Origin of the sequence: Bacillus sp. ms-22 (assembly GCF_009759805.1) — a bacterium.
Taxonomy (GTDB): Bacteria; Bacillota; Bacilli; order Bacillales; family Bacillaceae; genus Bacillus; species Bacillus xiamenensis.
The window spans coordinates 2323512-2346889 of the sequence record NZ_CP046653.1 but is presented as its reverse complement, the minus strand read 5'-3'; the positions used below and the strand labels follow the sequence as shown (position 1 = coordinate 2346889).

At 41.9% G+C, this 23378-nt stretch carries 21 protein-coding genes and 1 other annotated feature; all 21 genes read left to right on the top strand.

Annotated elements, in window-relative coordinates:
• Nucleotides 1-24: 24 nt before the first annotated feature.
• A complete protein-coding gene (gene ftsA, locus GPA07_RS12200; RefSeq protein ID WP_008354665.1) occupies nt 25-1347 on the top strand; it encodes a cell division protein FtsA in 1323 nt (440 codons plus the stop codon).
• A gap of 33 nt (nt 1348-1380) precedes the next feature.
• Complete coding sequence (ftsZ, locus tag GPA07_RS12195) at nt 1381-2526, top strand: cell division protein FtsZ (protein ID WP_008354664.1); 1146 nt, start codon at nt 1381-1383, stop codon at nt 2524-2526.
• A 300-nt stretch (nt 2527-2826) separates the two neighbouring features.
• A complete protein-coding gene (locus tag GPA07_RS12190; RefSeq protein WP_157292590.1) occupies nt 2827-7143 on the top strand; it encodes a S8 family peptidase in 4317 nt (1438 codons plus the stop codon).
• A gap of 250 nt (nt 7144-7393) precedes the next feature.
• Complete coding sequence (spoIIGA, locus tag GPA07_RS12185) at nt 7394-8323, top strand: sigma-E processing peptidase SpoIIGA (protein WP_157292589.1); 930 nt, start codon at nt 7394-7396, stop codon at nt 8321-8323.
• A 58-nt stretch (nt 8324-8381) separates the two neighbouring features.
• Nucleotides 8382-9101 (top strand): RNA polymerase sporulation sigma factor SigE, encoded by a 720-nt coding sequence (gene sigE, locus GPA07_RS12180; RefSeq protein ID WP_008354658.1) that lies wholly within the window; start codon nt 8382-8384, stop codon nt 9099-9101.
• 143 nt (nt 9102-9244) lie between these two features.
• A complete protein-coding gene (gene sigG / locus GPA07_RS12175) occupies nt 9245-10024 on the top strand; it encodes an RNA polymerase sporulation sigma factor SigG (protein ID WP_008354657.1) in 780 nt (259 codons plus the stop codon).
• Nucleotides 10025-10175: 151 nt separating this feature from the next.
• Nucleotides 10176-11114: a sugar-binding transcriptional regulator gene (locus tag GPA07_RS12170; RefSeq protein ID WP_157292588.1), complete on the top strand. Its 939-nt coding sequence runs from the start codon at nt 10176-10178 to the stop codon at nt 11112-11114.
• 243 nt (nt 11115-11357) lie between these two features.
• Entirely contained in the window at nt 11358-12602 is a 1245-nt protein-coding gene (locus GPA07_RS12165) for an NAD(P)H-dependent oxidoreductase (RefSeq protein ID WP_008354651.1), read from the top strand.
• 12 nt (nt 12603-12614) lie between these two features.
• Nucleotides 12615-13046, top strand: a complete 432-nt coding sequence (locus GPA07_RS12160; protein ID WP_008354650.1) for a transcriptional regulator GutM — start codon at nt 12615-12617, stop codon at nt 13044-13046.
• Between the two features lie 18 nt (nt 13047-13064).
• Nucleotides 13065-13595, top strand: a complete 531-nt coding sequence (srlA, locus tag GPA07_RS12155) for a PTS glucitol/sorbitol transporter subunit IIC (RefSeq protein WP_003210918.1) — start codon at nt 13065-13067, stop codon at nt 13593-13595.
• 13 nt (nt 13596-13608) lie between these two features.
• Complete coding sequence (gene srlE, locus GPA07_RS12150) at nt 13609-14619, top strand: PTS glucitol/sorbitol transporter subunit IIB (RefSeq protein ID WP_008354647.1); 1011 nt, start codon at nt 13609-13611, stop codon at nt 14617-14619.
• Nucleotides 14620-14645: 26 nt separating this feature from the next.
• Complete coding sequence (locus tag GPA07_RS12145) at nt 14646-15002, top strand: PTS glucitol/sorbitol transporter subunit IIA (protein ID WP_008354645.1); 357 nt, start codon at nt 14646-14648, stop codon at nt 15000-15002.
• A gap of 131 nt (nt 15003-15133) precedes the next feature.
• Nucleotides 15134-15910, top strand: coding sequence for an ABC transporter ATP-binding protein (locus GPA07_RS12140; RefSeq protein WP_008354643.1), 777 nt, complete (start codon nt 15134-15136; stop codon nt 15908-15910).
• A gap of 79 nt (nt 15911-15989) precedes the next feature.
• Nucleotides 15990-16226 carry a YlmC/YmxH family sporulation protein gene (locus tag GPA07_RS12135; RefSeq protein WP_008344958.1) on the top strand — a complete coding sequence of 79 codons (237 nt, stop codon included), beginning with the start codon at nt 15990-15992 and terminating at the stop codon, nt 16224-16226.
• Between the two features lie 212 nt (nt 16227-16438).
• Nucleotides 16439-17302 (top strand): peptidoglycan editing factor PgeF, encoded by an 864-nt coding sequence (pgeF, locus tag GPA07_RS12130; protein WP_034738110.1) that lies wholly within the window; start codon nt 16439-16441, stop codon nt 17300-17302.
• A gap of 6 nt (nt 17303-17308) precedes the next feature.
• Entirely contained in the window at nt 17309-17998 is a 690-nt protein-coding gene (locus tag GPA07_RS12125) for a YggS family pyridoxal phosphate-dependent enzyme (RefSeq protein WP_232532045.1), read from the top strand.
• A gap of 1 nt (nt 17999) precedes the next feature.
• Entirely contained in the window at nt 18000-18458 is a 459-nt protein-coding gene (sepF, locus tag GPA07_RS12120) for a cell division protein SepF (RefSeq protein WP_008354638.1), read from the top strand.
• A gap of 84 nt (nt 18459-18542) precedes the next feature.
• The gene (locus GPA07_RS12115; protein WP_442859334.1) at nt 18543-18746 is read left to right on the top strand and encodes a YggT family protein; all 204 of its coding nucleotides are present in this window, start codon (nt 18543-18545) and stop codon (nt 18744-18746) included.
• Between the two features lie 53 nt (nt 18747-18799).
• Nucleotides 18800-19576, top strand: coding sequence for a YlmH family RNA-binding protein (locus GPA07_RS12110; RefSeq protein ID WP_008354634.1), 777 nt, complete (start codon nt 18800-18802; stop codon nt 19574-19576).
• A gap of 26 nt (nt 19577-19602) precedes the next feature.
• On the top strand, nt 19603-20097 hold the full coding sequence (locus tag GPA07_RS12105; RefSeq protein WP_008354632.1) for a DivIVA domain-containing protein: 495 nt from the start codon (nt 19603-19605) through the stop codon (nt 20095-20097).
• A gap of 59 nt (nt 20098-20156) precedes the next feature.
• Nucleotides 20157-20394 (top strand) — a binding site (T-box leader).
• Nucleotides 20395-20453: 59 nt separating this feature from the next.
• Nucleotides 20454-23219, top strand: coding sequence for an isoleucine--tRNA ligase (gene ileS, locus GPA07_RS12100; protein WP_157292586.1), 2766 nt, complete (start codon nt 20454-20456; stop codon nt 23217-23219).
• The last annotated feature ends 159 nt before the right edge of the window (nt 23220-23378 follow it).

Sequence of the window (23378 nt, the reverse complement as noted above, 5' to 3'; positions counted from 1 at the left end):
TGATATGTGAGGAGGTGCCATAGAATGAACAACAATGAAATTTACGTCAGCCTTGACATCGGTACATCCAATATAAAAGTTATCGTCGGAGAAATGGCGGATGATTCGCTTAACATTATAGGTGTTGGAAATGTCCCTTCAGAGGGGTTAAAAAAAGGATCGATTGTTGATATAGATGAGACAGTTCATTCTATTAGACAAGCATTTGAACAGGCTGAGAGAATGGTAGGTTTTCCTTTACAAAAGGCGATTGTCGGAATTAACGGAAACCACATTCATATTCAGAATACGAGCGGCGTGGTCGCAGTGTCTAGTGAAAACAAAGAAATACATGCTGAAGATGTGAGACGTGTCTTGGATGCTGCACAGGTAGTATCTATTCCTCAAGAACATCTCGTAATAGACGTCATTCCGAGACAATTTATTGTTGACGGAAGAGATGAGATCACAGATCCGAAAAAAATGCTTGGTGTTCGGCTAGAGGTGGATGGATCGTTAATTACAGGCTCTAAAACGATTCTACATAACTGGCTCCGATGTGTAGAGCGAGCTGGAATTGAAATTATGGATATATGTCTGCAGCCACTTGCATCGGGATCAGCAGCGTTATCGAAAGATGAAAAAAATCTAGGGGTAGCTCTTGTCGATATTGGCGGAGGGTCTACTACGATTTCCGTATTTGAAAACGGGCATCTCTATTCTACTCACAGTATCCCTTTGGGCGGAGAGAACATTACAAAAGACTTGTCTATAGGACTTAGAACTTCCACTGAAGAAGCTGAACGAATCAAAAAACAATTTGGACATGCGTTCTATGATGAGGCATCGTCTGAGGAAACTTTTGAAGTTTCCGTCATCGGTACTGACCAAAAACAGACGTATACACAACTTGAAGCGGCCAATATCATTGAAGCACGGCTGGAAGAGATTCTGCTCTTTGTGGCAGAGGAGTTAAGAAATATGGGTGTCCATGATTTGCCTGGCGGATTTGTTCTAACAGGTGGACAGGCAGCTATACCAGGCATCCTTTCTCTAGCACAAACCGTCTTGCAAAACAATGTGAGAATCGCAAGTCCTAATTATATTGGGGTGAGAGAGCCTCAATATATGACAGGAGTAGGGTTAATCCACTTTGCTTATCGCAATGCAAAGATTCAGGGCAGACAGGTTGGATTCCAAATGCCGGATGAAGCGTTTCATGAAGTAGGCGCGTCCATGGAGCCGGTTTCTTCTACATCACAAGTAAAAGAAGCTCAGCCAAGACCGAAAGTAAAACAAAAAGTACAACAAGAGACAAATAAAAAACCGGGCAAAATGAAAAAACTATTTAATATGTTCTGGGAATAGAATTAGATTTTCGACGGATTAGGAGGATTCAGCATGTTGGAGTTTGAAACAAATATAGACGGCCTAGCATCAATTAAAGTAATCGGAGTAGGTGGAGGCGGAAATAACGCAGTCAACCGAATGATCGAAAATGACGTACAGGGTGTCGATTTTATTGCAGTGAATACAGATGCACAGGCGTTAAATCTATCAAAAGCAGAAACAAAAATGCAAATCGGTGCTAAGCTGACAAGAGGGCTTGGAGCAGGTGCGAATCCTGAGGTCGGTAAAAAAGCTGCTGAAGAAAGCAAAGAACAAATTGAAGAAGTATTAAAAGGCGCTGACATGGTCTTTGTGACAGCTGGTATGGGCGGTGGAACTGGTACGGGAGCTGCACCTGTCATTGCGAAAATCGCAAAAGATTCAGGGGCATTGACAGTTGGAGTCGTTACTCGTCCTTTCACATTTGAAGGAAGAAAGCGTCAGCTTCAAGCAGTTGAAGGTATCGCTTCTATGAAAGAAGCGGTTGATACATTAATCGTGATTCCAAACGATCGCTTGCTTGAAATTGTTGATAAAAACACGCCAATGCTTGAAGCATTCCGTGCAGCAGACAATGTGTTAAGACAAGGTGTGCAAGGGATCTCAGATTTAATTGCCACACCTGGTTTGATTAACCTTGACTTTGCTGATGTGAAAACAATCATGTCGAATAAAGGTTCAGCTCTTATGGGAATTGGCGTCGCAACAGGTGAAAACCGTGCAGCTGAGGCAGCGAAAAAAGCCATTTCTTCACCACTTCTTGAAACGGCGATTGATGGGGCACAAGGTGTCATCATGAATATTACGGGTGGAACGAACCTAAGCCTTTATGAAGTACAAGAAGCAGCTGATATTGTGGCATCCGCTTCTGATGAAGATGTCAACATGATCTTTGGATCAGTGATTAATGATAACTTGAAGGATGAAATTGTGGTCACAGTGATCGCTACCGGTTTTATTGAGCAAGAGCCGGAAGTGACAAAACCTCAAAGAAATCCATTAGGACAAGGATTAAAGCAAAATCAATCCATTCCACAAAAGCGTGAAGTCAAACGTGAGGAACATCAGCAAACATCAGCACAGCCAAGACAACATACACAATCAAGTGATGATACACTGGATATCCCAACGTTCTTACGTAACCGCAACAAACGTTAATCAAGCACGACGACTCATCCCCTTCCATTGGAAGGGGATTTTTTATGTCTAAATATAGAAAGAACCAGTGTTCATCTGATAGAAAAGTCTTGGGAGTGTATGAATCATTGTATCTATCTTATGTGCTTTGACTTACATAGATTAAGTCGAAAGAATCATTTTTGTTTTCCTTTACAAAAAACGACAAAATGTTGACCTTTATTTGACTACATTAAATAGAACACCATGAATCTTGTCATGATGAAAAAAAGGGGGGATCCGGATACACACGGTTTGACCATTTGAGGAGGAGTGATTTTATTGAAAGTGAAATTTCGCAAAACCGCCGTCTATTGTTTGATGAGTCTTTTGGTGATTGGTACCTTAACGATGACAAGCTTTGGGATGGTTCAAGCAAAATCGACTTCTACCTCATATCAGGAGGAAGCTGTTTCCTCTAAGACAACACAAGCAAAGATTTCTTCTAGATTAAAGAAGCAGTTTCAACAGGAAGACATGGTGACCTTTTTAGTCAAAATGAAGGCACAAACAAATGCGCAAAAAGTAGCGAAAGAAGCTGTGTCAAAAGCCAAAAAGCAGAAATTAACAGCTGCTAAAACGCAGTATACAAAAAGGTCAGCCGTTGTATCTGAGCTGAGAGCAACATCTCATGAAACGCAGCAAGCACTGCTAGCGTATTTACAAAAGGAACAAAAGAACAAGCAAGTGAAAGATATTCATTCCTACTATATTGTGAATGGTCTAGCTGTTACGGGAACGAAAGAGGTCATGGAAAAGGTCGCTTCTTTTCCAGAAGTAGATCAAGTGCTGACGAATGAGACACGTCAAATTCATCGTCCTGTTGATTTGAAAAGTTCGAAGCAAAACAAACAAATCAAAGCAATCGATGGAATTGAGTGGAATATTTCTCAAGTTCATGCACCAGAAGCGTGGGCTTTAGGCTATGACGGTACTGGTACAGTTGTTGCAAGTATTGATACAGGTGTGGAATGGGATCACCCTGCTTTAAAAGAAAAATACCGCGGGTTTGATCCGTCTCGTCCAAATGAACCATCTCATGAATTAAATTGGTACGATGCAACGACAGGATCTGAGGCCCCATACGATGACTTAGAGCATGGGACACATGTGACAGGAACGATGGTTGGCTCTGAGCCAGATGGAAAGAATCAAATCGGGGTCGCACCGGGAGCAAAATGGATCGCAGTGAAAGCTTTCTCAGAAGATGGCGGGACAGATGCTGATCTGTTAGATGCAGGTGAGTGGATTTTAGCACCGAAGGATAAGGATGGAAATCCGCATCCAGAAAAGGCACCCGATGTCGTGAATAATTCTTGGGGCGGTGGGCCAGGTCTTGATGATTGGTATAAAGATGTGGTCAACGCCTGGAGAGCAGCGGACATCTTTCCGGAGTTTTCAGCTGGCAATACCGATGTATTTAATCCGGGGGGCGAGGGATCAATCGCAAATCCCGCTAACTACCCAGAAGCCTTTGCAACAGGTGCAACAGATCAGGACAACAAGCTAGGGTCTTTCTCACTGCAAGGTCCTTCTCCATATGGCGTAATGAAACCAGATATTGCTGCGCCAGGTGTAAACATTCGTTCTTCGATCCCAGGAAAAGGGTATGAAGGCGGGTGGAATGGCACCTCAATGGCAGGTCCGCATGTCTCAGCTGTTGTGGCTCTTCTTCGCCAAGTGCAATCAGATCTTTCTGTTGATGAGATTGAACAAGTTCTCATGGATACAGCGAAGCCGCTGACAGATCAGCAGTTTCCAGAATCCCCTAACAATGGTTATGGGGCAGGACTAGTTGATGCAAGAGAAGCGATTACCGCATTAACCGATGGAATTGGTACGATTGAAGGTCAGGTAACAAAAGAGGGGGAAGATACAGAGCCGCCTGTTTTTTCACATAAAGGACCGAATGAAATCTTTGCTGCAACGCCAACACCACTGACGATCACAGCGGAAGATGAAGTAGCTGTGACAAATGTATCCTTGATCTACCAAGTGGATCAAGGTGAATGGGAGACGCTCCAAGCCAACCGAACGGATGGAAATCATTTAAAAGGAACCTATGTGGTCCAGCTTCCTGAACTTGAGGGTGAGAACGTCACTTATCGCTGGATTGTGAAGGATTTTGGAGAAAATGAAGCGGCATCAGACCCTTATACGCTCCCGATTCGAACATCCATTACTACGGGGTACACGCAAGATTTTGAAGCGTGGCCAAGCGGATGGTTCAGTGGTGGAACAAAAGATCCGTGGCAGTGGGGAACACCGACCACAGGTCCGAAACAAGCATTTACGGGGCAACATGTTTATGCCACAAACTTAGACAGTCCTTATGAAAATCAAACCGACGCCGCTTTATCGATGCCGCTAATTGCTGTACCAGAGTCTGGTTCTTCCTATTTACAATATCAATATTGGCATGATCTTGAAGCCAATTATGACTATGTGCATGTCCATGTCCAGCCTGAGGGGGAAGAGGCTGTTCAAGTAGCAGCCTATACAGGAAAAACAAATGCATGGACAGCAGGTGAGGTAGATCTATCTGCTTATCAAGGTCAAAAGGTGAGAGTCATTTTTCAGCTAAGAACGGATGGCAGTGTCACAAAAGATGGTTTTTATTTAGATGATGTGAACATCACAGATCAAGCATTGCCTCAAAAAGCAAAGAAACAACTTGGCGTGATCAAAAAAGAAAAGTCTGCAAGCCAAAATAAGAAATCAGTCAATCCGAAAAGTGCAAAGCCTGCTAAAGTAAAAGAAAAACATACACATATGAAAAAAGATAAAAGTCTAGATGGACCCTCCGTTAAGGCGCTTCCTATGAAGGCACAAATCAGTGTTCTGGAAAGCGGGAAATCAACTTACACTGATGAAGCGACAGGGAGATATCAGCTTTCTCAAGGAGCGGGTGAATGGACAGTGAAGGCTGAAGCGTACGGCTTTGAATCACGTACCCAAAAAGTCAGCGTTTCATCAAATGAAAAAGCCGAAGCGAATTTCTCCTTACAGCCACTTGCGAAACGAACGATATCTGGTACGGTTGTCAATGAAGCAACAGGTGACAAAGTAAAGAATGCTACTGTTTATCTTGTAGAGGACGCCAAAATTGCGCCGGTGACAACAGATGAATCCGGTCAATTTTCTCTACAAGCGTTAAGCGGCGTCTATACAGTCAAAGTGTTTGCGAAAGGTTTTAAAGGATATTCGTTTACAGCGGATGTCACAGAAAAGCCGTTTGAAAAGTCAGTGAAACTTGAGCCTTTTATTGGCGTTCCTGGAGAGATTGGCTACGATGATGGAACGGCCGAAAATGCGCGGGCTTTCTACGATCCTGGCAATGGCTGGGCTGTGAAGTTTTCACTGGAAAAGGGAAAGAAACAAGCACAAGTCACAGGTGGTCTTTTCCGTTTCTGGACATCAGAATGGCCAGCACCTGGAGGCGATGAATTTGCCGTTGAAGTGTATGATGCTTCAGGGAAAGGTGGAGCACCGGGTGAGAAAATCGCAGGACCACTAAAAGCAAATGCACTGCGTAATGGTGAATGGACAAAAGTAGATTTAGAAGATCAAGCCATTACAGTGGATGGAGATTTCTATCTTGTCTACATTCAAACGAAAAAGAATACGGAATCTCCTGGGCTTGCAACAGATGAAGATGGGCCAAATGCTGAAAGAAGCTGGCAGCTGACGAGCGGTGCCTTTTCTCCTTCTCCAAAAGAAGATGGGAATTATATGATTCGTGCGCTCGTGAACTATGAAGCTGATGTGCCAGAGATTACATCTCCAAAGACGGGAACAATCACAAATACAGGTGAATTGGAGATTGAAGGCACAGCTTCTCCTGGACTTGATGTGGCCATTTATCAAGACGATGAAGAGGTCGCCAAAGTCAAAGCTGGTTCGTCGGGTATTTTTAAAGAAAATGTATCTGTTTCAAGCGGGGAGCATGTGTTTACGGCAGCGACTGTAACAGATAAAGGCTCAACGAAACAGTCCAAACCGGTCAAGGTGATCATTGATCAAACTGCGCCGAGTTTGACCATTGATACACCGAAAAAAGGTGAAAAAACCAATAGAGAATCGCTCACCGTAGAAGGAAAAGTGGCGGACGATCATCTTGATCAAGTCACGGTCAACGGAAAGAAAGCGACAGTCAAAGATGGGAAATATGCTGCAAGAGTGTTGCTTGAGAACGGGGAAAATACAATAAAAGTGATAGCGAAAGATGCGGCTGGAAACAAAACAACTAAAAAAGTCGACATTGATGTCCAGTACGACGCGCCTGTCATTTCTAAGCTGACCCCAAAAGAGGATAGCACACTATCATCAGGTGAATCTGTTAAAATTTCATTTGAAAGCAGGGAAAAGCTAGAAGCAACTTTTGTCATTCATATGCCGCTGACCAATGCTAGATCAAGTCTTCAAAACACAACCGAGCTGCCGATTCGTGAAGTGGCACCGGGAACATATGAAGGCTACTGGACGGCAACATCTGCTGCAAAAGCAAAAGGTGCAGTGATTGAAGTCATTGTAAAAGATGAGTATGGAAATGTTACAAGGGAAAAGGCAGCAGGAAAATTAACCATCAATGAAAAATAATCATCAGCAAAAGACACGACTCTTCAGAGCGTGTCTTTTTTGTCGTGAACCATCGGCTCAACACTTGTCCGAGAAATCGTTCTTTGTTCCCTCACATTCATTCCTCGACAAAAACAATAACAATCCACCAAAAGTTCTCTATCATCCCCAACAAGAATTGACAGACTTCCATCTTATGACTGTTTTATACTGGTACAAACAAGTGCAAGTACTGCTTTTGATTCTTTGTTTCAGATGAAAGGAGCAGAAGGTGGTCATTTATTTAGATGTGATTTGGCTGTTAAACTTTTGTTTTGATCTATTGCTGCTCTTACTCACGGCATTTATTCTCAAACGACAAGTGAAAAAAAGGCGATATATGTTAGGAGCTCTCATTGGATCGAGTATTGTTCTCTTGCTCTTTACACCGTTTGCAATGATTGTGTCGCACCCTTTAGGCAAACTACTCTTTTCAATCTTGATCGTGCTTGGAACCTTTGGTTTTCAAAGATTTCGTTCCTTTTTTCAAAATCTGTTTGCTTTTTACTTTGTCACATTTTTGATGGGAGGAGGCATGATCGGAGTTCATTCGTTCTTGCAGACAAACACAGTCATTCAAGATGGACTGCTTATTTCACGAAATGATGGATTTGGTGATCCTATTAGCTGGCTTTTTGTTCTTACCGGTTTCCCAGCCATTTGGCTGTTTTCAAAGAAAAGATTAGGAGAGGTTGGTGCGAAAAAAAGACAGTATGATGAACAAGTGCTTGTCGAGATCTACATTCAGGGAGAGACAATCCGTTTAAATGGACTCGTTGATTCTGGCAATCAGCTGTATGATCCTATAACGAAAACGCCTGTCATGATCGTCCAGCTCGATCAGTTAACGTCTATTTGCGGAGAGTCATTTATCGAACAAATGAAACAGTCTCATCCTGTGGAAGTGATGCAAAAGCTTGATGATCGTTTCCCGCTGCTTGATCGTTTAAGACTTGTTCCATATCGTGCAGTTGGGCATGATCATGGGTTTCTACTATGCATAAAACCAGATACGGTCGTCCTTTATACAAAAACACATATGATTCAGCCAGCTAAGTGCTTTGTTGGGATCAGTCTAAGCCGATTATCAGCAGATCAGGAATTTCAATCGATCATTCATCCTGATCTGTTAGACGGGAAAATCATACAAGGGGTGTCGTAGTTTTTGATGATGTCTTTTATCTTACGAGGTCAACTTGATATTTAGAAGGGAGAAGAAGATGAAAAAATTAAAATTTAAACTCACTTACTACTGGTATAAACTCCTCATGAAGCTAGGGCTAAAGAGTGATGAAATTTATTATATTGGCGGGAGTGAGGCACTGCCGCCGCCATTATCAAAGGATGAAGAACAAGAATTGCTTGTCAAATTACCAAGAGGTGATCAAACGGCAAGAGCCATCCTAATTGAAAGAAACTTGCGGCTAGTGGTCTATATCGCAAGAAAATTTGAAAACACAGGCATTAATATTGAGGATTTAATTAGTATTGGAACCATAGGACTCATTAAGGCAGTGAATACATTTAATCCGGAAAAAAAGATCAAGCTTGCAACCTATGCCTCCAGATGTATTGAAAATGAGATTTTGATGTATTTGCGCCGGAATAATAAAACCCGTTCAGAAGTATCGTTTGATGAGCCGCTTAATATTGACTGGGACGGAAATGAATTGCTTTTATCAGATGTACTTGGGACAGATGATGATATTATCACCCGAGATATTGAAGCAAATGTCGATAAAAAATTACTGAAAAAAGCGTTAGAACAATTAAACGATCGTGAAAAACAGATCATGGAACTGAGATTCGGTTTAGTTGGCGGTGAAGAAAAAACCCAAAAAGATGTTGCCGACATGCTCGGGATTTCTCAGTCCTATATTTCAAGACTCGAAAAAAGAATTATTAAACGATTGCAAAAAGAATTTAATAAAATGGTCTAGAAATTTTTTTTTGAAAGCTCTATCCCTGCGCTGTCAAAGGGATCTCCATTTTCCCGCATGTTTCTTGTGATCGCTCGTGCATATTTTTCCATCCCACGGAGATACTGAACTTTGTACAACAGCTCCTGTAGGGAGGGAAAAAAGTGTCCAGAAATAAAGTGGAAATCTGCGGAGTCGACACGTCCAAACTGCCTGTTCTGAAAAACGACGAGATGAGAAAATTATTCAGACAGCTGCAAGATGAAGGTGACGATACAGCAAGAGAAAAGCTAGTCAATGGCAATTTGCGGTTGGTTTTAAGTGTGATTCAGCGTTTTAACAACAGAGGCGAGTATGTTGATGATCTCTTCCAAGTAGGCTGTATCGGATTAATGAAATCAATTGATAATTTTGATCTAAGCCACAATGTCAGATTTTCAACTTATGCGGTCCCTATGATCATAGGAGAAATCCGTCGATACTTGCGTGATAACAACCCAATTCGGGTGTCTCGTTCACTAAGAGATATTGCCTATAAGGCGCTTCAAGTCCGTGAGAGACTGATTAGTGAGACAAGCAAGGAGCCAACGGCAGAAGACATTGCGAAAGTGTTAGAAGTCCCTCATGAGGAAATTGTCTTTGCCCTAGATGCGATTCAAGATCCTGTCTCTTTGTTTGAACCGATCTATAATGACGGAGGAGATCCGATTTATGTGATGGATCAAATTAGTGATGAGCGGAACAAAGATACACAATGGGTGGAAGAATTGGCCTTAAAAGAGGGAATGCGCAGATTGAATGATCGAGAAAAAATGATTCTTCGCAAACGCTTCTTCCAAGGCAAAACACAAATGGAAGTGGCTGAAGAAATCGGAATTTCTCAAGCGCAAGTATCAAGGCTTGAAAAAGCAGCCATCAAACAAATGAATAAAAACATTTATTAAAGCCGCCGCTTGATGTGCGGCTTTTTTCATTCTCCTTAGAGAACATCTCTCTAGTATTGACTCGGTTATTTTTTTCATTTAATCTGTCTTTAACAAATGTTATTTCAAATATCATTTGTTAGGGAACAGATCAGCGGAAAGAAGGGTTATTATGACATTCCATGATGAAAGAAGGCTGCTCATAAAGGTTGCGCATATGTATTATGAAGAAGGCGCCACTCAATCTAAAATTGCAGAAGCTGTGGGAGTTAGCCGTTCGCTCATATCGAAATATTTGGCAAAAGCACGTGAAGCAGGAATCGTGGAAATCATTATTCATGATGAAGTCAATCAACAATATGGGTCGTTAGAAAGAAAAATAGAGCGAAAATACGGACTACGAGAAGTCGTATGCGTTGAATCTCTCAGCCAAGAAACAACAAAAAGCAGGATCGGAGCTGCGGCTGCGGGCTTTTTATTAAAGGTCATGAAGGATGGACAGGTCATCGGCTTTTCCTCAGGGACAACGCTGCATGAAATGGCGAAAGCGATTACATCTGTTCAACATTTTCCATCTGTCACATTTGTTCCGCTTGTCGGAGGTGTCGGGAATGAAGATGTAGATATCCACGCCAATTACATTATTGGCAGATGTTCTGAAGCACTCAAATCAAAATGTGAGTTTTTACATGTTCCTGTCATGCTTGATACGAAAGAAGCGAAAGAAGTGTTGATTAGGCAGCCGTCGATCAAAAAAGTCATTAAACTTGGAGAATCTTCAAATATTGCCGTTGTAGGAATTGGCGGGGTTCCGCAGCATTCAACAATGGTGAAATCCTACATGACAAGCGGTGAGGAGGATATCCTCGAAGCGAAGGATGTAGCTGGTGACATTTGTTATAACTTTATTGATCATAAAGGCGAGGTGTATCCGCATCCGTGGAACGACCGAGTGATGGGAATCAGCCCGAAAAAGCTGAAAGAGATCCCGCTTGTTATGGGTGTCGCTGGAGGAGAAGAAAAAATTGAAGCGATAAGGGCGGTATTAGAAGGTGGATTAATTCATGTATTAATTACGGATGAACAAACTGGAGATGCCTTATTAAAGTAACTACCTAAGCCGATTAGGTAGTTTTTTTGAGTCTTTAGACTCAAAAAGATTGAAAAATTTATCGATTTTAGCTTGACACAAAGTTGACACATCATATAAACTAAGTTCATAACAAATGATAAATAAAATAACAAATGTTACAAGAAACAGATTTTTGTTAATTTTTATAACATTTGTTAAAAGTTTCAGATTATTTTTCAAGTAATCTATTGTGAAGCAAGCAAACCTGAAAGGATGATTTAGATGTCAATTTACCAGCAGTTGTTAGCACGAGAACGCAGCGGAGATCCGATCAAAGTAGGGATTATTGGGGCAGGCCAAATGGGGTTTGGACTCATTTCACAAATTTCTAACATTCCAGGCATGATTGTTGCAGGCGTTTGTGACATTCACCTTGATGCAGCTGAGAAGGCAGCAAACTTTTACAAGCAGCATGCGAAGCCTCATCAAATGGTCGTCACAAATGATTACAGAGAAGTGATTCAATCAGATTTCGTGGAAGTCGTTGTAGATGCAACAGGTGTTCCAGAGGTCGGAGCAAACATTTCTTTGGAAGCGCTTAATTCAAAAAAACATCTCGTTCTTTTAAATGTGGAAGTCGATATTACCATCGGTTTGGTGATGCATAAATTATTTACGAATGCAGGACTTGTTTACTCTGGATCAGCTGGAGACGAACCAGCAGCAACGCTAGAACTATATGAATTTGCAAAAACAATGGGGCTTGAAGTATTGGTTGCGGGGAAAGGTAAGAACAATCCATTCTTCCCAGAAGCAAACCCAGATACGTGTAAAGCAGAAGCAGATAGTAAACATATGAGTGCTCATATGCTGGCTGCGTTCCAGGACGGAACAAAAACAATGGCAGAAATGAATCTGTTAAGCAATGCGACAGGACTTTTGCCTGATAAAGTGGGCATGCACGGAGTAGAAGCGAATTTAGAAAATGTAGCAAATAAATTAAATCAAAAACAGCAAGGCGGCGTACTGGATAACTTCGGAGTCGTTGAATATGTAAACGGTCTAGCACCAGGCGTATTTGTTATCGTCAAGAGTGAGCTTGAGCCAGTAGATGAAGAGCTTCGCTACTTAAAAGTTGGAAAAGGTCCTCACTACACGCTCTATCGTCCTTTCCACTTAGCGAGTCTTGAAACACCAGTCACGATCGCAAAAGCAGTCTTACAACATGATTCTTCTATTCACCCAATTGGCGTACCAGTATCAGAAACGGTTGCTGTTGCGAAAAGAGACATTAAAGCTGGAGAAACACTTGACGGCATTGGCGGATACTCCGTAAGAGGTGTACTTGAAACACATCAAGACATGAAAACGAATGGTCACATTCCAATTGGCTTAATCAGCGGAAAAGTGGTAGCGAAAAAAGATATCAAACTAGGACAATTCCTATCTCATGATGATGTAGAACTGGATTCAAATACAACGGTCTGGAAGCTGCGTTCATTACAAGATCACTTATTTCAATCATAAGGACGTGAGGCTATGGAAAAATTAGCAATCGTACTTTGTATCATTCTCATTGTGCAATATGGTTTATCGTTTATTCAAATCAAGTACTACCGCAAGAGCATGGATTCCCTTATTGATGACTATAAAGGGAAGCAGGGCTATCACTTGTTTTCAGGAATGGAGCGGCGCAAATTTGGTCCTGGGGCCATTGCGCTCATCATTGTCGATGAATCGTACATCATTCAAAAGTGTCATGTGCTTGGCGGCGTCTCGATCTTATCTAAATTTAAGGAACTGCCTTCATATGAAGGAAAACATGTAGGGGCTGTGCTAGATGAGCACCACATGATGAAGCAAACATTGAAAAAGCGCAAAAGGGGACCAGCTGTCATGCAAGCACTTTCCATGGCAGCGGAACAAGCGCTTGTCTCGATTTCTAAAAAAAATATAACAAATGTGAACTAAAGAAAGGGGAGATGAAACATGGAATGGATTCAATGGTTTGGAGAGCACTTTATCGGAATGTTTGAAGCCGGCGGAAAGCAATTCATGGGTCTTGTTACAGGTATCGTTCCAACGCTTGTTGTGTTACTTACTTTCACTTATGCTGTCATGAAGTTTATTGGAGAAGAGCGAGTGAATAGAGCCATTCAGTTTGCAGCGAAATATACCATTTTGCGCTATACGTTAATGCCGATCTTATCCGTTCTTATTTTGACAAACCCAATGGCTTATACGTTTGGCCGCTTCTTACCTGAAAAACAAAAACCAGCATTCTATGATTCAGCTGTTTCATTTGTTCATCCGGTGACATCACTGTTCCCGTATGCCAATGCAGGAGAACTATTTGTCTACTTAGGAATTGCGAACGGGATTAAAGAAGCAGGATATTCTATGTCAGAGCTTGCTGTTCGTTACTTCTTAGTCGGGATCGTTGTCATTTTACTTCGCGGAATCATTACTGAATGGATCACAAAGTATTTAGCAGGAAAAATGAAAGCGAATTCACAATAGGGGAGGGTTAGACATGACAAACCACAAAGTATTTGTTGCAAAAGGTGCTGGCGGATGGGGAAAAGGCTTAGTGCTTGAACCAACAGGTAAAAGAAGAAAGGTCGTTTCCATTACAGGGGGAGGCATTCACCCAGTTGCACGTAAAATTGCAGAAATGACAGGGACAGAAGCATGTGATGGCTTTAAAAACTCTATTCCAGAAGATGAAATGATGTGTGTTGTCATTGACTGCGGAGGAACTGCTCGAATCGGACTTTATCCAATGAAGCGCATTCCAACTGTAGATGTGCTGGCATCCTCTCCTTCTGGACCGCTTGCCAAACATATTACAGAAGATATTTTCGTATCAGGCGTAACGGAAAAAGATATTTCCTTTGCGGAAGCATCTGATGGTGAACCGGTAGCAGAAGGTCAAGAAAGCAGTGAATCGATTGATAAAGAGAACTTCAAAGAAACGTATTCAAAGCTAAAACAGGAAAATATCGAACGTCAAGAATCAGGTAATTTCTTGATGAGATTCTCAAGAGGAATCGGGAAAGTAACCGGCACATTCTATCAGGCTGGCCGTGACTCTGTTGATATGCTTTTGAAAAATATTATCCCATTCATGGCTTTTGTCAGTATGTTAATTGGAATTATCAATTATACAAAAATCGGTGATCTGATTGCTCATTTCCTATCACCTTTGGCAGGATCTCTATGGGGGCTCTTACTGCTCGTTGTGGTCTGTACATTGCCGTTCCTATCACCTGTCTTAGGACCTGGGGCAGTCATTGCACAAGTCATCGGTGTTCTCATTGGTAGTCAAATCGCACTAGGGAACATTCCACCTCAATTTGCCCTTCCAGCACTATTTGCGATCAACGGTCAAGTAGGGTGTGACTTTATCCCAGTTGGACTATCACTTGGTGAAGCGAAGCCTGAAACGGTACAATATGGGGTACCAGCTGTTTTGTATAGCCGTCTGATTACAGGGGTTCTATCTGTTGTGATCGCATACGTTGCCAGCTTCGGTATGTATTAAACGTATTAAAGGAGGAATCGAGATACATGGTAACACAATCTGTTGTAAAAGAAATTGGGATATTAGTCCCGCAGTTTAAAGAAGATAAGCTGATTGTTTTATTTGGACCAGCAGCGCCGCAGGAATTAAAGGATATGTCGGTCATTCATGAGTTCGAACATGTAGAAGAAGAGCCACTGAAATTAGGCGGAACCATTCAAGTGGGCGACCAAACGTACACCATTACTGCACTTGGCAATAAAGCAAATGACAACTTTAAGGAGCTCGGCCATATTTCGATCTACTTCCAAGAGCCGTTTGATGAAGTCTTACCGGGAGCTGTTTTTGCATCACCACACACGTTTCCTGATATAAAAGAAGGCGTACGAATTGAAATTTCGTAACCACGCAAAAAAAGCTGTTCCTCTATAGGAGCAGCTTTTTTTGCGTGAGGTTTACCGAATGGGACATTTGCGATATGCTGTAGACATTCATTATTTGTATATTCAGAATTTTCATTCAGGGGGAAAAGATTGTGTCACTGGATTTAAAGGATGTTTCTTTAAAGCGAAATGGAAAATGGCTGCTGCGTTCTATTGACTGGCAGGTAAAAAAACAGGAACACTGGGTGCTTTATGGATTAAATGGTGCGGGAAAAACCGCTTTATTAAATATGCTCTGCTCGTATTATTTTCCAACGTCAGGTGAGATGACGGTGCTGGGACATGTGTTTGGCAAGGAGGCTCTTGGTGAAACATTACGGAAGAAAATTGGCCTTATCTCTGCAGGACTTGAAAAGAAACTGCACGGAGACGACAATGCATTTGAAATTGTTCTGAGCGGAGCATTTGCTTCTATTGGGCTTTATGAAACACCGACAGATGATATGAGAGAGAAAGCAATTGATCTCTTAAAAGCGTTTGGGTCATTCAAATATGCCAATCGGACTTATGAAACCCTCTCACAAGGAGAGAAACAAAAAGTACTGATTGCGAGGGCTTTAATGAATGATCCGGAGCTCCTGATCTTAGATGAACCTGTGACGGGTCTTGATTTTTTAGCAAGGGAACAAGTGCTGGAGACGATCTCACTCATTGCATCAAAGCCTGATGCACCCACATTGCTTTATACGACCCATCACGCAGAAGAGATTCTCCCGATTTTTCAGCATACCTTCTTATTAAAAGAAGGAACCGTCTTTCATAAAGGTGAGACAAAGCAGATGATGACAAGTGACTTGCTTACTTCCTTTTTTGAATGTCCAGTCGAAGTCATGTGGCAAAACGGCCGTCCTCACTTAAGTAAATTGTAGATAAGAGAAACTATTGGTCTGCTTCCCTGCTTTTCCATCATACATATTATAGTAGAAAACGAAAGGCGGGGAAGGACAGATGATCAGTATTTCTGAATTCCAAATCAAAGATGTCGTCGATGTGTCCAGCGGAAAAAAATTAGGTACCATTGGAGACATTGATATCAATGTCACAAGCGGTAAAATACAGGCGATTATCATTGGAGGGACAGGTAAAATGATGGGATTTTTCGGAAAAGAGGAGGAAATGATCGTCCCATGGCGAAATATAGTAAAAATTGGCGAAGATGTGATACTTGTCCGGTTGTCTTCTTAATTCGTATAAACTCCGCAACAAATGATTCCATTTTTCCTTAAAACGAGCTCTCCATTCTCAGCAATCAATGTCTTTTTCGGGTAAAAAAATTACGTTTTCATATCAATTTGGAAAAAAACCTGTAGAAAGGGCACATTTGAGTGTAATATTTAATGAATCCCACTAACTGTCTATGCATGTCTTGTGGTAAAATAGGAGCGATATAAAGAGAGATGAATGAAAGGTGGGAGGCCGCTTTGATAGACAAATATGACCCCTTTCAGCAGACATCATCTTATGCAATGACCATTTATGATTGGACGAACATGGTATGTTCTGGTAAAAAGGTATTGGCCGGATTTACGACAAAAAATGGCGGATTCAGCCTTTCTCCATATCAATCAATGAACACTGGACTCCATGTAGGAGATGATGCTTCTAGTGTCCAAATGAATCGTCAGGCCATAGCAGATGCGATTGCTGTGCCGCTCTCTCATTGGGTGTTTGCTGACCAAACACACGAGGATCGCATCATGAAAGTTACGAAGGAGCAAAGGGGAAGAGGAAGTCTTCAGTATGATGAGGCACTCTCTAGAACAGACGGCTTATACACCTCTGAACCAAACATCATGCTCGCTCTTTGTTTCGCTGACTGTGTTCCGCTTTATTTTCTAGCACCGCAAAATGGCCTGATAGGAACAGCTCATGCCGGCTGGAAAGGAACCGTCAAGCAAATTGGCGCCAACATGGTTGATGCATGGGTTCACCAAGAAGGTGCCGAAGCCAATCACATACAAGTCGTCATTGGACCATCCATTGGCAGCTGCTGCTACATAGTAGATGATGTTGTCATAGATCAGGTGAAAAAGCTTCCTTTTTCAACAGAGGATGTGTATTCCGAAATGTCACAAGGACAATACAAAATAGACTTAAAAACATTAAACAAAAACGTATTGCTTCATGCAGGAATAAAAGAAGAAAACATACATGTCAGTTCGATGTGCACAAGCTGCAATGATCAGCTTTTCTTCTCACACCGGCGTGATCAAGGGAAAACAGGACGTATGATGTCTTTTGTCGGGTTTAAGGAGGCATAAGTGCAATTGAATGTACGAGAGAATCTCAGACAAATAAATGAACAAATCAACGAAGCATGTAAAAGAGCAGGTAGAAATCCAGCTGATGTATCGGTCGTAGCTGTCACAAAATATGTCTCGATTGAACGAGCATTAGAAGCCAAGGAAGCCGGAATTTTGCACTTTGGTGAAAATCGTGACCAAGGGATACTTGAAAAGCAGGCGGCGATAACCGATGAAAACATTAACTGGCACTTCATCGGCAGTTTACAGACACGAAAAGTGAAATCTGTCATTCAGACAATTGACTACTTACATTCGCTCGACAGAATGTCTCTGGCGAATGAAATTGAAAAAAGAGCGGATCGCACGGTTCGCTGCTTTGTACAGGTGAACACATCACTTGAGGAGTCAAAGCACGGCTTAAAAAGCGAAGACGTGATTCCATTTGTCAAACAGCTCGCTGATTTCAAACATATTGAAATTGCTGGACTGATGACGATGGCTCCTTTCACAGATGATCACACTGTGATACGAAACTGTTTTAAAACATTAAAAAACCTTCAGCAAGAGGTAAAACAACTGAACCAAGTAAATGCACCTTGTCAGCATTTATCGATGGGCATGTCAAACGATTTTGAAATCGCAATTGAAGAAGGTGCGACATTTGTTCGGATTGGCTCTTCACTTGTTGGAAATGAAACAGGAGGTGCGTGACATGAGCATAAAAAATAAGTTTAAAAGCTTTTTCACACTCGACGATGAAGAGTATGAGTATGAATACATTGATGAAGAAAGAGAACCAGCACAAGAAGAAAAAAATATGAAAGATAAAGCGGCATTTCAAGAGCGTCCTCAGGCAGGAAAACAAAATGTCGTCAGCTTGCAAAGCGTGCAGAAATCCTCTAAAGTGGTGTTAAGTGAGCCGCGTGTTTATGCAGAGGCGCAGGAGATTGCCGACCATATTAAAAACAGACGTGCAGTCGTCGTCAATTTGCAGCGCATTCAGCACGATCAAGCAAAGCGAATCATCGACTTCTTAAGCGGAACCGTTTATGCAATCGGTGGAGATATCCAGCGTATTGGCTCGAATATATTCCTCTGCACTCCTGATAATGTGGATGTATCTGGCACAATATCAGAACTTTTGACAGAGGAAGAACCTCAGAGGTGGTAAATCATAGTGATTCTAAATTTCATTTTTAATATTTTGGGTACGGTATTAACGATTTACTCATTCGCGATCATTATTTACATTTTTATGTCATGGGTGCCTTCTGCAAGAGAAACAGCAATTGGCCGCTTCTTGGCAAACATTTGCGAACCGTATTTAGAACCATTTCGTAAAATCATTCCGCCAATTGGCATGATTGACATCTCGCCAATTGTGGCATTGCTTGTGATTCGTTTTGCATCATCTTATGGACTAACTGGTCTTTATAATATGATTGTACGATTCATGTAAACAGGCTGCCGGGCTTGGCGCTGCCAGGCTCTTTTACATAAAAGGGGAACAAAATGAGCGATATTTATCAACATTTTAGAAAAGACGAACAGCCATTTGTCGATCAAGTGTTAGGCTGGAAAAAAATCGCACTCGACCAATATCGATTGAAATTAACGGACTTTCTGGACCCGCGTGAGCAATTTATTACCCAGTCCGTGATCCAGCATTCTGATGAACTCGGCATCATGTTTTTTGGCGGGTATGAGAAAGCGGAGCGCAAAAGAGCCCTCATCTATCCAGATTATTTAGAACCGTCTATTCAGGACTTTGAGCTGTCTTATTTTCAGGTGAACTATGCGAAAAAGTTTATTTCCATTGAACATCCGAAGCTTCTTGGCTCACTGATTGGGACAGGCCTGAAGCGTCAAAAATTCGGTGATTTGTTATTTTTAGACGATGATGTAAAGTTTATTTGTACAAGCGATGTCGCCGATTTTGTTCGGGCGCAGCTAACGCATGTCGGCAGAGCATCCGTTTCATTAGAAGAAATTAGCCAGACAGATATAAAACCGGTCATCAGCAAGACCGACATCAAAGAAGATACCATTTCTTCATTGCGGCTTGACGCTGTATGTGCTGCTGTCAGCCGTCAGTCTCGGCAAAAAGCACAGCTTTTGGTCAAAAATGGCCTTGTGAAAGTCAACTGGAAAGTCACTGAGGACCCATCCTTTACAATTGGTGAAGGCGATCAGCTCTCTGTGAGGGGATTTGGCCGCTTTAGCTTAAAAACAATTGATGGGAAGACAAAAAAAGATAAATTCAAAGTAACATTTGAGCTTCTGACATAACGAACTTGAATCTGGAGGTGGCGAGGTTGCCATTAACACCTAATGATATTCATAATAAAACGTTCACAAAAAGTTTTCGCGGCTATGACGAAGATGAAGTAAATGAGTTTTTAAGCCAAGTACGTAAAGATTACGAAATCGTGCTTCGCAAAAAGAACGAGCTTGAAGACAAAGTCAATGAGCTTGATGAAAGACTAAGTCATTTTGCAACAATCGAAGAAACATTAAACAAATCAATTCTTGTTGCACAGGAAGCAGCAGAAGACGTGAAACGTCATTCTGACAAAGAAGCAAAACTGATTATTCGTGAAGCAGAGAAAAATGCTGACCGCATTATCAACGAAGCGTTATCAAAATCAAGAAAGATTGCGATGGAAATCGAAGAGCTGAAGAAACAATCAAAAGTCTTTAGAACTCGTTTCCAAATGCTGATTGAAGCTCAGCTTGATCTGCTGAAAAATGATGATTGGGATCATTTGCTTGAATATGAAGTAGATGCTGTCTTTGACGAAAAAGAATAAGCGCATCATCTTGACATGACGTGCTCATGTTGCATATAATACCATCATAAATTAACAAGAGATAAACGTTTGAAAGGGACACTCGCAGCGGTTACATGCGTAATAAAGCGAATCAGGGATGGTGGAAGCCTGACATTACGAGACGCTGCAATGAGATCACCCCTTTAGTTCCTTTTCTGAAATGGACCAGTAAGAAAAGGCGTCTAATCACGTTACGATTTTAGAGTGGATAAGCGGCTGTTTTATAGCGCTTATCTAAAAGGGTGGTACCGCGAGACAAGCCTTCTCGTCCCTTATGGGATGAGAGGGCTTTTTTTATTGTTTTTTAATCAGAATTTGCATGTGGAGGAATGGGTATGAACTACAAAGACACCTTATTAATGCCGAAAACAGATTTCCCAATGAGAGGGAATTTGCCAAACAAAGAGCCTGAAATCCAAGAGAAGTGGGCAGAAAAAGACATCTATCAAATGGTCTTAGAGCGGACAAAGGGACGCCCGACCTTTATTTTGCATGATGGACCTCCATATGCGAATGGTGACATCCATATGGGACACGCACTTAATAAAATCCTAAAAGATTTTATTGTTCGTTTTAAATCAATGAATGGATTCCATGCACCGTACGTGCCGGGCTGGGATACACACGGCTTACCTATTGAAACAGCCCTTACGAAAAATAAAAAAGTCAAACGAAAAGAAATGTCTACAGCAGAATTCCGTAAACTATGTGAGGAGTATGCTTGGAAACAAATCGAAGGTCAGCGCAATCAGTTTAAACGTTTGGGCGTAAGAGCAGATTGGGACAATCCATATGTGACATTAAAGCCTGAATACGAAGCGCAGCAAATCCTTGTCTTTGGTGAAATGGCGAAAAGAGGCTATATTTACAAAGGTCTTAAACCTGTTAACTGGTCTCCATCAAGTGAGTCAGCCCTTGCTGAAGCGGAAATTGAATATAAGGACAAACGTTCACCATCTATTTACGTATCATTTAAAGTGAAAGATGGCAAAGGCGTACTTGAAAACGGCGAGCAGTTCATCATCTGGACGACAACCCCTTGGACGCTTCCTGCAAACCTTGGCATTTGCGTTCATCCAAACTTAGAGTACAGTGTGCTCCAAGTCGGTACGGAGCGATATGTTGTCGCATCTGAGCTCGCTGAACAAGTGGCAAAAACACTTGGCTTTGACGATTACGAAGTTGTTAAAACACTAAAAGGAAAAGAATTAGACACCATTGTTGCAGAGCACCCGATTTACGGCAGAGACTCTCTTGTGATGCTTGGCGATCACGTCACAACAGATGCAGGAACAGGCTGTGTTCACACAGCACCAGGACACGGGGAAGATGACTTTATTGTCGGTATGAAATACGGTCTTGAGGTGCTATGTCCAGTAGATGAAAAAGGTGTCATGACAGAAGAAGCACCTGGTTTTGAAGGACTATTCTACGAGGATGCCAATAAAGCCATCACAGAGCAGCTTGAAGCAAAAGGCGCGCTGAAAAAGCTCGACTTTATCACGCACTCTTATCCGCATGACTGGAGAACGAAAAAGCCAACGATTTATCGTGCGACAGCTCAGTGGTTTGCTTCGATTAAAGATTTCAGAGAAGCGCTATTAGACAATATTAAAGAAACGAAATGGGTTCCAGCTTGGGGCGAAACACGCCTATTCAACATGGTGCGTGACAGAGGTGACTGGTGCATTTCAAGACAGCGTGTATGGGGCGTTCCAATTCCGGTCTTCTATGCGGAAAATGGTGAGCCGATCATCACGGACGAAACAATTCAGCATGTATCTCAATTATTTAGAGAGCATGGCTCAAATATTTGGTTTGAAAAAGAAGCGAAAGAATTATTGCCTGAAGGCTTTACACATCCAGGCAGCCCGAACGGCGAATTTACAAAAGAGCAGGACATCATGGATGTATGGTTTGATTCCGGTTCTTCTCACCAAGCGGTTTTAGAAGAACGAGATGATCTTGTTCGTCCGGCAGACCTTTACCTTGAAGGCTCTGACCAATATCGCGGCTGGTTTAACTCATCTTTATCTACAGCAGTTGCAGTCACTGGAAAAGCACCATATAAAGGTGTTCTCAGCCATGGCTTCACGCTTGATAAAGAAGGCCGCAAAATGAGTAAATCATTAGGCAATACAATTGATCCGACGAAGGTTGCAAAGCAGCTCGGTGCGGAGATCCTTAGACTTTGGGTGTCTTCTGTTAACTATCAGGCCGATCATCCAGTGTCTGATGATATTTTAAAACAAGTAGCAGAAGTATATCGTAAAATCCGTAACACTTTCCGCTTCCTGCATGGTAACCTTTTTGACTTTGATCCAGCAGTCAATGCGGTGCCAGTTGAAGAGCTTCGTGAAGTGGATCAATATATCCTGATCAAATTAAATAAATTGATCAATAAAGTGAAAAAAGCATATGACGACTACGAATTTTCTGTTGTGTATCATGCCATTCACAATTTCTGTACGATTGAGTTAAGCTCATTCTATCTCGATTTTGCAAAAGATGTGGTGTACATTGAGCATGCGAATCATCCGGACCGCCGCAGCATGCAAACGGTCTTCTACGAAACATTAATGGCGTTAGTGAAGCTGACTGCACCAATTCTTCCGCACACAGCAGATGAATTATGGAGCCACTTAAGCTTTGTTGAAGAGCCAAGTGTTCAGTTAACGGATATGCCAGAAGGTGTAACTGTTCCTCAAGCGGAAGCGACGGAAACGAAGTTTGACCGCTTTATGGAAGTACGTGATGATGTGCTGAAAGCACTGGAAATTGCGCGTAATGAGAAAGTCATCGGACGTTCACTTGAAGCCAGTGTGACACTTTATGCGACAGATGAAGTGAAGCAGCTTCTTGCATCCATTAAAGAAGATGTGAAGCAGCTCTTCATCATCTCAGAATTAACGGTAGAAGATGAGCAGCTTGCAGACGCATCAGCGCCTCAATACACATCAGGACGTATTGTGGTTCAAAAAGCAGAAGGAGAACTGTGCGAACGTTCTCGCATTATTTCAAAGGATGTTGGTGCAAATCCGAAATACCCAACATTGTCGCTGAAAAATGCTGAAATCGTGGAGAAATATTACCAGAATTAACAGTGTGACATCACCAACTAGCGCCCCGTATATAGCGGGGCGCTTTCTATTTTGCGAAAATGACAGCGTTTAGAACGAAAGGAAAAATCTTATGGCTTTAAAGTAAGCAGGCGGGGCAACAATATGATTATAACGAGAGGGCAGGAGTTGAAACAGCGA